General features: G+C 44.6%; 11 protein-coding genes. 3 read left to right on the top strand and 8 right to left on the bottom strand.

The features are described 5' to 3' along the window. Positions 1 to 23: 23 nt before the first annotated feature. From CXF88_RS07390 to CXF88_RS07375, 4 genes are all read right to left on the bottom strand, one after another. Entirely contained in the window at positions 24 to 1,481 is a 1,458-nt protein-coding gene (locus CXF88_RS07390; RefSeq protein WP_101086244.1) for a HAMP domain-containing sensor histidine kinase, read from the bottom strand. After that, entirely contained in the window at positions 1,481 to 2,215 is a 735-nt protein-coding gene (locus CXF88_RS07385) for a response regulator transcription factor (RefSeq protein WP_101086243.1), read from the bottom strand. The genes CXF88_RS07390 and CXF88_RS07385 overlap by 1 nt, the downstream gene beginning before the upstream one ends. Positions 2,216 to 2,325: 110 nt before the next feature. Continuing rightward, a complete protein-coding gene (locus CXF88_RS07380) occupies positions 2,326 to 3,045 on the bottom strand; it encodes a spondin domain-containing protein (RefSeq protein ID WP_101086242.1) in 720 nt (239 codons plus the stop codon). Positions 3,046 to 3,056: 11 nt separating this feature from the next. Beyond that, entirely contained in the window at positions 3,057 to 3,758 is a 702-nt protein-coding gene (locus tag CXF88_RS07375) for a spondin domain-containing protein (protein WP_101086241.1), read from the bottom strand. 182 nt (positions 3,759 to 3,940) lie between these two features. Between CXF88_RS07375 and CXF88_RS07370 the strand changes: the two genes are divergently transcribed. Together CXF88_RS07370 and CXF88_RS07365 are read left to right on the top strand one after the other, a co-directional pair. Next, positions 3,941 to 4,492 (top strand): GNAT family N-acetyltransferase, encoded by a 552-nt coding sequence (locus tag CXF88_RS07370; protein ID WP_101086240.1) that lies wholly within the window; start codon positions 3,941 to 3,943, stop codon positions 4,490 to 4,492. Positions 4,493 to 4,529: 37 nt separating this feature from the next. Further along, the gene (locus CXF88_RS07365) at positions 4,530 to 5,870 is read left to right on the top strand and encodes an FAD-binding oxidoreductase (RefSeq protein ID WP_101086239.1); all 1,341 of its coding nucleotides are present in this window, start codon (positions 4,530 to 4,532) and stop codon (positions 5,868 to 5,870) included. Between the two features lie 34 nt (positions 5,871 to 5,904). Here the strand turns inward: CXF88_RS07365 and nhaC are convergent, their stop codons facing one another. The 4 genes from nhaC to purH all read right to left on the bottom strand — a co-directional run bounded on the left by nhaC (position 5,905) and on the right by purH (position 11,349). Next, positions 5,905 to 7,404: a Na+/H+ antiporter NhaC gene (gene nhaC / locus CXF88_RS07360; protein ID WP_101086238.1), complete on the bottom strand. Its 1,500-nt coding sequence runs from the start codon at positions 7,402 to 7,404 to the stop codon at positions 5,905 to 5,907. A gap of 359 nt (positions 7,405 to 7,763) precedes the next feature. Next, positions 7,764 to 7,982 carry a hypothetical protein gene (locus tag CXF88_RS07355; RefSeq protein ID WP_011635980.1) on the bottom strand — a complete coding sequence of 73 codons (219 nt, stop codon included), beginning with the start codon at positions 7,980 to 7,982 and terminating at the stop codon, positions 7,764 to 7,766. 256 nt (positions 7,983 to 8,238) lie between these two features. Beyond that, the gene (purD, locus tag CXF88_RS07350; RefSeq protein WP_101086237.1) at positions 8,239 to 9,540 is read right to left on the bottom strand and encodes a phosphoribosylamine--glycine ligase; all 1,302 of its coding nucleotides are present in this window, start codon (positions 9,538 to 9,540) and stop codon (positions 8,239 to 8,241) included. A 219-nt stretch (positions 9,541 to 9,759) separates the two neighbouring features. Further along, entirely contained in the window at positions 9,760 to 11,349 is a 1,590-nt protein-coding gene (purH, locus tag CXF88_RS07345; protein WP_101086236.1) for a bifunctional phosphoribosylaminoimidazolecarboxamide formyltransferase/IMP cyclohydrolase, read from the bottom strand. A gap of 307 nt (positions 11,350 to 11,656) precedes the next feature. Here purH and zntR point away from each other — a divergent pair, with 307 nt between their 5' ends. Then, positions 11,657 to 12,118, top strand: a complete 462-nt coding sequence (gene zntR, locus CXF88_RS07340; protein WP_101086235.1) for a Zn(2+)-responsive transcriptional regulator — start codon at positions 11,657 to 11,659, stop codon at positions 12,116 to 12,118.

Below are 12,118 nucleotides of genomic sequence, written 5' to 3'. Positions count from 1 at the left end.
AAATCTAACCTCAACCTCAACACCTAACTCTGCGTTACAAGCTCTATCTTAAATTCGCTGCCAACGCCGGGTTGGCTGTCGATTTCAATTCTGCATTTCAATAAGCCTAATAATTGCCTGACGATGGCGAGTCCGACGCCGAGTTGTGGCAGACTTTGATTAGTCTCAAACGACAGTGTCGTCATCGATAATTGTTTCAGGGCGTCAACTTCATGCTTGTGCATGCCTGCGCCGGTGTCGCGCACGGTTAACCATTGTTGACCATTGTGTTGTGCGTTGATGATTTGAATCTTGCCACCGGCGGGGGTGTAGCGCAGGGCGTTATCGACCAAGTTGTTCAGTATGCGGCGCATTAGTGCGGGGTCGGTATAGATTTGGCTGGCATGATTGATGTCGAAATCTAATTGAACCCCGAGCTTTTTTGCTCGAGGAGTAAAGGTTTGTTCAATATCGCTAAGCAGTTCGCTTAGGTTTACTTGTTGCAGTTGCGCATCGATTTGGCCATTTTCTAGGGCGGCCAATTCTAATAACTGTGCCAGTAGCTGCTGTAAGGTTTGGCCTGAGTTTGCAGCATATTGGATTAGCGCCTCATCCCGTTCGTGCTCGGGTAATATCAACCAAGTATCGATATAACCTAACAATGCGGTAAGTGGGGTTTTTAAGTCATGTGATAAATGCAGTAAAAAGTCGTGTTTGGCCTGTTGTTGGCGTTTCACTTGCTGTTGCTGCAATTGGATTTCTTGCAATAAATGATTGATATGATGGCTGAGCTGGCTTATTTCTAAGCTGCCACGATAGCGCTGGGGGAGCATCAGTTTGTCTGACATCGGCGTGTTTTTAAGTTCGGTTAAGTCTTGAGCGAGCTTTTGGATTGGGCGGGTAAAATAGCGCAATAAAATCACGAATAGCACTAAAGCAAAAATGATCCAAAAACCGATTGTAGCGCCCCAGATTTTAGGTTGGTTTTCGGCATTAATAAGTGCCTGCCAGCTGTCGTAATCTTCACCGCCAATAATCACATATAAATAACCGCTATGAAGCCCGTCTTCGGTGATGAGTTTACTGGCTGAAAAAATCTTGTGGGTATCTTCGCTGCGAGGATCTGTGCCAAGCACTGGCAGGCTTTCGCCATTTAAAAACTGTTGAATAATTGCAGTATCGACTCGGTGAGTTTTAATTTTTTCTTCTTTGGCGTCATAGGCAATCACTTTACCATCTGGATCTAAGGTATAAATTTCAAAGCTTGGCCCTAACAACATAAAGTCGTGAAAGGCTTCTTTAAGCGCGGCGTCTGACGTGATCCCTTGCGATAATAAAGGGTTTATGTGTGCCATGTGTTCAGCAAGTTGTAGGTGCAGTGATTGCTGAATTTGATTACGGCTGAATTCATGGTTAAGTTGCAACCATTGCCATAACGCCACAAACAGTAATAACACGATGATTGTGGATGCTAAAAACAACCGATTAAATAAGCGATTCATTAGTTGGTTTGCACCTCTGGTGGTGAAAATTTGTAGCCTACGCCCCACACTGTTTTGACAAGATCATGTTCAGGTGAGCACAAAGAAAGCTTGTTACGTAAACGGTTGATGTGACTGTTTACTGTGTGCTCATAGCCGTCGTAGTTATAGCCCCATACTGCTTCTAACAGTTGCATGCGGCTAAAGACTTGTTGCGGGTGTTTGGCTAAAAATAGCAGTAAATCAAATTCGCGGGCGGTGAGGGTTAACGCTTTATTAAACGCGGTAACTTCACGGGTGCTGGCGTTAATGGTTACGCTGTTAAATTCAATTTGTTGGGTTTGTTCATGTTGTGCTTTGCCGCGTCTTAATAGTGCTTTTACCCGTGCGCGCAGCTCTAATACGCTAAAGGGTTTGACGAGGTAATCATCTGCCCCTGCTTCAAGGCCCAGTACCACATCTGCTTCTGAATCTTTGGCGGTTAATAGCATCAACGGGACTTCCTTACCGTCTTGGCGTAGTTGCTCACACAACATAATGCCATCACCATCGGGGAGCATGCGGTCCATTAATATGAGGTCGAGCTTTTTATGCTCGATTATGTGCATGGCTTGCTTCAAGGTGGTGGCGTGGTCGACGCTGTAGTTGAGTGCTTTGAGGTTAAGTATGATTAACTTAGCCAAGTCTTGTTCGTCTTCTACTAACAAAATATGTTGCGGACAAACATGGCCATTATGTTTCGCGTTTCCATTCATGGTGACTTCCTCAAAGCAAATCCAGTAATTGCATTAATACTTAGACCCGCTTTGAGGAGAATAAATTTCAATCGGGTTGAAATTCATTCAGTCGACACGACCGATTAAGATTATTCAGTACGCATAATGGTGACGGCTAATACTGGGTTATCAAAACGATGCGATGCACCCAGTACTGAATCAGCTAAGCCATCGTACATTGAAATAACACCCGGATGAATATGCACAAAGTCGACATCATCACGGCTAGCGTTAAAACCTTCGCCGCCATCAGCAGGTCCTGGCATAGTACCTTTGGCTTCGCTGTTGGCTTCAGTGCCAGCATCATAAGCCATAAACTTCATCGCGATTGTTGCATCCACTTCCATTCCGGCAATGGTGTAACTGTTAATACCGGTAAAAGCATCGTTAGTGTTAACCAACATGGTGGCCAAACTAATGCTAGCTACGTCGGCTTCATCTAAGGTCAAGGTCAATGTTTCTGGCATACCAGGCATTAATAAGCCTGTGCCGTTAACGCTGCTATTGATCACGCTGAGTGCTGCTATGTCGGCAGTATCACCACCTTCAGCCATTTTCTCGAGTGCTTCGCTGGCCATTTCACCGGCGTTCCATAACATGGCATCACTAGCATGAGAGGCTAAGATAACGGGCGACATTGGTTGGTTAGCCGTCAAGTTAGTCACGGTTACCGTGAAGGTTTGCATCACTGGAGCTGGTGGGGTAACAACAACGGTATCGTCATCGTCATCACCACAGGCAGTAAGCAGTGTTGCAGCAGCCAGCATGGCGATTAAGCTGGGCTTAAGGGTAAAGTCAGTGCGTTTCATGGGCTACCTCCTTATTTTACTGTCACCACAACTTTGGCTACAGGGTTCAACCAGCGATGTACGCGACTGTCTAAGTCACTCATACCACCAGCAGGGTCCATGTCACCTAAAACACCAGGGTGAGTATGTACATTACTGTTGTCAGAATTGTCCATCACGCCAGTGCCATTAGCTCCACCGTCACCACCAGGGGCTGCCGGAATACCCGGTACGCCTGACATGCCGCCGCCATTAATGATTTCATCATTGGCTTCTGTGCCTGCATCATATGCATTGACGTACATAGTATACGTGCCTGCTTCGGTAGGGAATTCCCAAGCGTCTAAGCCCATAAAGGCATCATTAGTGGGTAACACCATCGCTACGATAGATAAATGGGTGTTGTCGCCAGTATCAAGCATTACTCCACTTACATTGGCACCCGCAGCAAGCAAACCCATTGCCGGATTTGCTGATGTTACGCCTGCATTACCGGTTACAGCTGTATCTAAGTCGGCAATGTCACCGCCTTCAGCCATTTTTTGTAACGCTGCAGAAGCTTCGGTACCGACTTGAAACAGGTGGCTGTCAGCGTCGTGGGCTGCGATCAAAATAGGGGTGAAGTGATTTCCGTGAGTTAAGTTTGTCACGCTAACTTCAATATCAGCAGCGAAAGTTGGAAGGCTGAATAATCCTGCAGCCATAAGACTTGCAGTCACTAGTGTACGTTTCATAACCGAGCTCCTTTGTTTAATTGCAACCAGTATGAACAATGGATCTCACCTACTTATCGCCAAATTATCACAAAAGATTAACATCGTTAACTTACCGATAATGACGTGTGATATGGTGTGCTAAAACCAACAATAAGAGCACACCTCAAGTTGAATTAAGGTGTGAAGAAAATAGGTTAATAATGATTAGACAACTGACTCCCGCTGACTTTGATGCAGTGATAACCCTAGGTGAAATAGTCCACGGCAGTGGTTATATGGACATTGAAGAACTCACAGCGATTTATCACAAAGGCATTAAAAATGGCATTAATGCCAATTTTGTCGCGCTTGAAAATGAACAACTTATTGGCTTTCGGTTAACGTATGCCGCGGGACAATGGCCGCAAGATCAATGGTGCACGGTTAATCAGTGGGGCGTTGATTTTAACGATGTGTGTTATTTCAAATCAAACACCATTGCAGAATCTGCCCGTGGTCAAGGGCTTGGTGGGGAGCTATTAGCCGCCTCTAAAGCTGCGGTAATTGCTCAAGGGGCTAAAGCGGGGGTCAGCCATTTATGGCAGCAAAGTCCTAATAATGCTGCGGTGCGGTATTTTACTAAGGCGGGAGGGAAATTGATTGCTCAACACCCACAACGCTGGCATCAACGTTATATGGGTGATGATTACATTTGCGTAATATGCGATGAAGACTGCCATTGCGTTGCCAGTGAAATGCTACTGATTTTTTAACGACATTCTAATAATCAATAATAACAAGAAGATGAATATGTACGATCCGCTGATTAACTCTCATCCTAATAATCAAACGTTTGCCCCTAGCTATTGGGCAAGCACTCAAGTCTTACCCGCACCAACTGCTGCCTTGTCTGGCCGCCAACAAACCGATGTCGCCATTGTGGGTGGTGGCTTCACCGGCCTGTTAACTGCCTATTATTTGGCAACCGAATTCAATATAGATTGCCATGTACTAGAGGCCAACCAAGTCGGTTTTGGTGCCAGTGCCCGCAATGCCGGATTTGTATTAAAAGGTTCGGGTCGATTAGGTTATGCCGCCATGACCAAGCGTTGGGACTTAGCAACGACCAAGGGCATATACGACGAATTCACCCAAGCGGTGGCTAGAGTCGATGGGTTAATCAAACAACATAATATCGCCTGTGAACCGCAAGAAGCGGGCTACTTAAAGGTGGCGCATAATCCTAAAGCCTTAGTCACGCTGCAAAATGCCGCTAATTATATTCAACAACACTTAGCCAGTAGCCAAGACTCGGGCGCCGAGTTTATTTCAAGCCAAGATTTTCGATCCCAGTATTTAGATCATCATCAAGCTTTTGGCGCGCTGCGTTTAAAAGACGGTTTTGGTCTTAATCCGCTTAAATTGTTATTAGGTTATAAGGACATGGTACAAAACCAAGGCGTGACTATTTCTGAGCAATCTTGCGTATTAGAGTGGATTGAAGAGGGCGGTAAACATCGTTTAATTACCGATAAAGGTGAGCTGATTGCCAATAAAGTCATTATGGCGGGCAATGCTTATACGCCTAAACGGTTTAACCCGCGCATAGACGATAAGTTTTTGCCGATATTAAGCAATGTGATTGTCACCGAGCCGCTTACCGCTCAAGAGCTTGCACAGGCAGGTTTGCATACTCATCAAGTGACCATGGACACCCGTATTTTAAAATACTATTACCGTTTATTACCCGACAACCGTTTATTGTTTGGTGGCCGCGGCGCGGTGTGGGGCAAAGATGCTGCGAACCCTGTTTACGGTGAGCGTTTAAAAATGGCGCTCAATAAGTGCTTTCCAAGCTTAACCAATAAAGCCGTGGCCTATAATTGGACCGGGTGGATTGCTGCTGCCATGGATGACATGCCCCATGTGTACAGTAAAGGTGGCGTGGGTTACAGCTTAGGATATTGCGGTGCTGGAGTGTCTTTTAGTAGCCAAGCTGCGTATCGCTTAGCACAAAGTATTGCCGGTGAAACCTTACCCAATTTGCCTTTGTATCAGCAACCCTTGCCTAAATTCCCCTTCACCCAAGCAAGACGGCTTGGGCAATGGGGTTATTATCATTATGGTTGGTTAAAAGACCGTTTTGGTTAATCGCCCATTTCTAGGTTAATAGACGACTTTTTAGTTAACCAACGACTTCGCCAGTGCTGATCCTAGTTTCGTCTAATGGCTCAATTTTGAAATTGAAATAAGCATAAGATGCACTAATAAACGGACAGACTAAGTTAAAGAAGGCGTAGGGCAAGTAAGCGATAGTGGCTACGCCAAGTGTACTTGCCATAAAGGCACCACAGGTATTCCAGGGTACTAACGGACTGGTTACGGTTGCTGAGTCTTCTAGCGCGCGGCTTAAATTAACAGCTGCTAATTTACGGCGGGTGTATTCCACCTTTAACATTCTGCCTGGCAGTACTATGGCAATGTATTGATCGGCAGTAATAATGTTCGCGCCAATACACACGCCCAGGGTGGTAATAATCAAGCTGGCCGTGCCGGTGACGACGGTAAGAATACTTTCTAAAATACGGTTTAATAATCCGGTGACTTCCATCACGCCGCCAAATGCCATCGCACAAAGAATAAGCCAAACGGTTGTTACCATGCTGCTCATGCCACCACGGCTTAATAAATTATCTAATACTTCATCGCCTGTGTTGGCGACATAGCCGTCAAACATGGCTATCCATAAACCTTTCACTAGCGCGACCATTGGCAATAATGTGTCGTCGTGTACAAAGGCAATCACGTTATCAAACTGAAATAATGCTGCGCACACCGCGCCAGCTAACGTACCTAATATGACCGTTGGAAACGCTGGCATTTTGCGGTTAGCTAAATACAACACCACTAATAACGGGATTAATAAATGTATTCCTGGGCTGTAGGTCTTATCCAATAAAGCCAAAGTATCTACGAGTTGATTTTCAATCGGCACCGCATCTGCTGTAAGGCCTAAAAAAGTAAAACCAATCAGGGCAATGATAATGCTCGGCACAGTGGTCCAGGTCATGTGGCGGATATGGCTGAAAATATCAGTACCCGCAACCGCAGGGGCAAGGTTTGTTGTATCAGACATTGGTGACATTTTGTCGCCAAAATACGCGCCACTAATAATAGCGCCGGCAGTAATGTTAACGTCTAGCCCCATTGCTGACGAAATACCCACTAAGGCAATACCTAAGGTGCCTGCAACGGTCCACGAGCTACCAATACTCAGTGCAACCACCGCACACAACAAACAGCAGGCAGTATAAAAGTAGTCTGGGTTAAGGATTTGCATACCATAATAAATCATCGTCGGCACTGTACCGGCTAAAATCCACGTACCAATCAGTGAACCCACACTAAATAAAATTAATAATGCGCCCGTCGCAACCCCAATACTTTTGACGATACCGCGTTCCATTTGATTCCAGCTATAGCCATTTTTATAACCGATGATCATTGCAATACATGCCGCTAACACTAATGCGATTTGATTGGCGCCTGATGAGCTATCCGATGAAAACAGATAAACCGCTGCCGCGAGCATAAGAATAAGGGCAAAAACGGGGATTAGTGCATCAAGTAAGCTGGGTTGCTTGTGCTCCGATGAAGACGGTTTGAACGACGCCGATTGAGACATACTACTTCCTTTGTTGTTATTATTTTTGACCAATATCTCATTCGTGTGAGTTGGCTAAGTGTTATTATAATAAGTTAGTAACTTATTTGTAACAGAAGCACATCCTGACATAAAAATGCCTGTTAAGTCGAACATTGTTGGGCTTGAGTAATAATTTATAGATGGGCAGATTGCTGCAGCTTTTGAGTAGTATGCTTGGTTAATTACTTTGCGTGGTTATATATGTCAAATAGGTCGGTTAATGTGAATAAATAGCCGCTGAGGATATCTGGTGGGACCAGAAGTATCCTCATGAAAACGTGCAGATTTGATCGTTCTTTGGACGCAATTTATGGCTATTAATGACAATATTAAGCCAGTTATTTATTTAAATGTTTTAAGATGGCCTTTTCGGCATCAGCTTTAGTGGCTTCACCTTGAGGAATATCAATTTTTTCTAGGGCTTTATGGCCTGTCATATCTTCTGCAATATGTAACCAATCTGGATGCCAATAGAAAGAGGTGCCCGAGAAGGTGTCCCAATTATGCACTCCGGCTTTTTCACCTTGATAAATCAGGTCGCTAGTATTAACTTTCATTTTATCCTCCAATAATCATTACGAGTACGTTATCTAAAGTTCAGGAGTTTGAATAACAGCCAAGGTAATCACACTCCTTTTCAGTTACTAGCTTGCGCCTTGATCAGGGTCATTTTTGTGATCTAAATCATAAAAGTTGCGGGTTATGGATAATGTAAACAGTAATTAATCTTTTGCGTTACAAGCGGATATAAAAAATCCCTATGATGTTGTTGCCATCAAAGGGATTTTCTAACAAGCTAAACCAAATCTACTATTAGGTTTTAGCTTGTTCACGAGCAATGGCGCGATAAGCAATATCAGTACGGAAGTACACGTCATCCCAATGGATGGCATCCACTAAATCGTAAGCGGCTTGCTGGGCTTCGGTTACTGTGTTGCCCAGAGCAGTAGCGCACAATACGCGGCCGCCGTTAGTCACCACATGGCCGTCTTTCATACTTGTTCCTGCATGGAACACTTTACCGTTAGTGTCGCCAAGGGTTAGGCCATCAATCACATCGCCTTTATTGTAAGCATCTGGATAACCGCCAGCTGCCATGACAACACCTACTGCTGCACGTGAGTCAAACTCTGCTGTGACTTTGTCTAATTCTCCACGAGTTGCGGCTAAACAAAGTTCAACGATATCTGATTGCAAACGCATCATAATAGGCTGGGTTTCTGGGTCGCCAAAGCGGCAATTGTATTCAAGTACTTTGGCGCTGCCATCTGGTGCAATCATTAACCCTGCATATAAAAAGCCGGTGTAAACATTACCTTCAGCTGTCATGCCATCAACTGTTGGGCGAATGACATTAGCGATAGTCCAATCGTGTACAGCTTGTGTTACCACAGGAGCTGGTGAGTACGCACCCATGCCGCCAGTGTTAGGGCCTTGGTCTGCATTGTCACGGGCTTTATGGTCTTGGCTGGTGGCCATAGCAAGAATGTTTTTGCCGTCTACCATTACGATAAAACTGGCTTCTTCACCTTTTAAAAACTCTTCAATCACTACGCGTGAACCGGCATCACCAAACTTATTACCCGCGAGCATGTCATCAATAGCGGCATCCGCTTCAACTTGGTTAGCTGCGATAATCACACCTTTACCTGCTGCTAAACCGTCGGCTTTAATCACGACTGGGAAACCCGTTTTAGCGGTTAATATTGCCGAATAAGCTTTAGCCGGTGCAATCTCAGTGAAGTTTGAGTAGTCAGCAGTAGGAATGTTGTGGCGCGCTAAAAAGTCTTTGGTGAACGCTTTTGACGATTCAAGCTGTGCCGCGCCTTTAGTTGGGCCAAAAATAGGTAAGCCTGCAGCATTAAACGCATCAACTACGCCTAGTGATAATGGCACTTCTGGGCCGACGATGGTAATTGCGATGGCGTTATCTTTGGCAAAGGCGACAAGTGCGTCAATTTGTTCAACATCAATAGCCACGTTTTCTAACTTAGGTTCTAAAGACGTACCAGCATTACCGGGTGCAACAAACACTTTTGTTACTTGAGCTGACTGAGCCGCTTTCCAAGCTAGAGCATGTTCACGACCGCCGCCACCAATTATAAGTACCTGCATCTTCAATCCTTTTATAGCTGCGCTATGTTCTCTATTTCTGCTTCAAGCATGCTCACTTATACTTATAAGCTGCGCGTGCTTTCATTGAACTAGAAAAAATAGCTATGCTCTAATTCGTTTAAACAAAATTTAAAAAGTATCGCTTGTTATCTATTTTTGCAAAAGCATTTAGCAAAAACATGAGTGATAAGCGATACCCATATTTGATATTAGCGTTGCTTAGTGGCGGAAGTGACGCATGCCAGTAAATACCATTGCCATACCGTGCTCGTCTGCTGCGGCGATGATTTCTTCATCGCGAATTGAACCGCCCGGTTGAATGATGCAGCTAATACCTGCCGCTGCAGCAGCGTCGATACCATCACGGAATGGGAAAAATGCATCTGATGCCATTACTGAATTTTCAACCACTAGGCTTTCATCGGCAGCTTTTATTCCCGCTATTTTAGCTGAATATACCCGGCTCATTTGGCCTGCACCGACACCGATAGTCATGCCGTCTTTGGCGTAAACAATGGCGTTAGATTTAACAAACTTAGCCACTTTCCAGCAGAACATTAAGTCTTTTAACTGTTCAGCAGTTGGTTGACGCTTAGACACGACTTTAACGTCTTCTAAGTTCACCATGCCTTGATCGCGGTCTTGTATTAACAAGCCACCATTAACACGTTTGTAATCAAGCGTTGTGGTTTTAGTATTCCACTCACCACATTCTAATAAACGCACGTTGGCTTTAGCAGCAATGATGTCGCGTGCGGCTTGACTCACTTTAGGGGCAATGATGACTTCAACAAACTGACGGTCAACAATGGCTTGCGCCGTTTGTGCATCTAACTCTTGGTTAAAGGCAATGATGCCACCAAAGGCTGATGTTGGGTCGGTTTTAAATGCGCGGTCGTAAGCTTCTAATAAGTTAGCGCCTAATGCCACACCACAAGGGTTGGCGTGCTTAACGATAACGCAGGCTGGGCCTTCGAATTCTTTTACACATTCAAGAGCTGAATCGGTATCAGCGATATTGTTGTAAGACAAAGCCTTACCTTGTAGCTGAATCGCACTGGCAACTGAAGCTTCATCAATTTGCGTGTCGACATAAAACGCCGCTTTTTGATGGCTGTTTTCACCGTAACGTAAGTCTTGTTTTTTGACAAACTGACTGTTGAAAGTACGTGGGAACGTTGAGTCGTCATGACATTCGTCGTTACTGTGCGCTGGCACCATAGTACCAAAGTAGTTAGCAATCATGCCGTCATACGCTGCGGTATGTTCAAAGGCGGCAATGGCTAAGTCAAAACGCGTCTCTAAAGTAGTGCTGCCGTTGTTGGCTTGCATTTCTGCAATCACGCGGCCGTAATCTTTAGCGTTAACGACTATTGTTGTGTCTTTGTGGTTTTTAGCCGTAGAACGCACCATGGTTGGGCCGCCAATGTCGATGTTCTCAACAGCGTCCGCTAAGGTGCAACCTGGTTTTGCAACGGTTTCAGCAAATGGGTATAAGTTAACCGCAACTAAGTCGATAGGCTTAATGGCGTTTTGTTCCATGACGATTTCGTCAATACCGCGGCGAGCTAGAATGCCACCGTGAATTTTTGGGTGTAGGGTTTTAACACGGCCATCCATAATTTCTGGGTGACCCGTGTAGTCAGACACTTCCATTACCGGGATATTATTGTCTGCAAGTAACTTTGCAGTACCGCCCGTTGATAAGAGTTCAACACCTTGTGCATGCAGCGCTTGTGCAAACTCAAGGATTCCAGTTTTATCTGATACGCTTAATAGCGCGCGACGAATTGGTCTGACATTATTCATGTAGGTACAGGTCCGCTAGTTTGATTTTAAGGAGCTTTAGTAAAACAGAGTCAATTAAAGTCTGCTTTACCAAAGTCCCTCATAGTGTTTTTTAGATTGCTTAACACCGTCGAGGCTTACTGTGTTGTGATCAGGCGGGCGTATTTTATCGTAAACCGCTTCTATTGGGTGTTTTTTCTGTGTGATTTCACAATATTGAAATAAGAACAAAGGTACGCAAAAATAATTATCCAACAACTCTTGACCTTGGATTAAACTCCAAGGTTTATACTCAGGTAAAATTCAGATCATGATGGTGAGTTAACATATGTATCGAATAGGCGAACTTTCTGCTTTATATGACATTAAAGCAGACACATTACGGTTTTACGAAAAGCATGGTTTGTTATCACCTTCAAGTCGCTCTGATTCTGGGTATCGGTTATACAACCAAGCTGACTCTGAACGGCTCAAGTTTATATTACGCGCTAAAGCGGTTGGTTTCTCGCTTAACGATATTGCCGATTTATTATCTATAGAAGTGGACAAGTCCAATCGTGCCTGTGCAGACGTTAAAGGTTTGGTTGATACCAAGCTTGAGCAAGTGGAAGCCAAACTGGCAGAGTTACAACACTTTGCAACATCGCTAAAAAGTTTATCGAATACCTGTTGTGGTGGCCCTGATAGCGCCGAGCATTGCTCGATACTTGAAGCGTTAGAGTCGTCTGACAAACACATTATTGCTAAAAAAGAACATCATCATTTTGCTCATTCAGGTCATAAGGATTAA

Source organism: Shewanella sp. ALD9 (genome assembly GCF_002836315.1).
In the GTDB taxonomy this organism is placed as follows: Bacteria; Pseudomonadota; Gammaproteobacteria; order Enterobacterales; family Shewanellaceae; genus Shewanella.
Note: the sequence above shows the minus strand (reverse complement) of the source record. Positions and strands in the feature narration are given on the sequence as shown.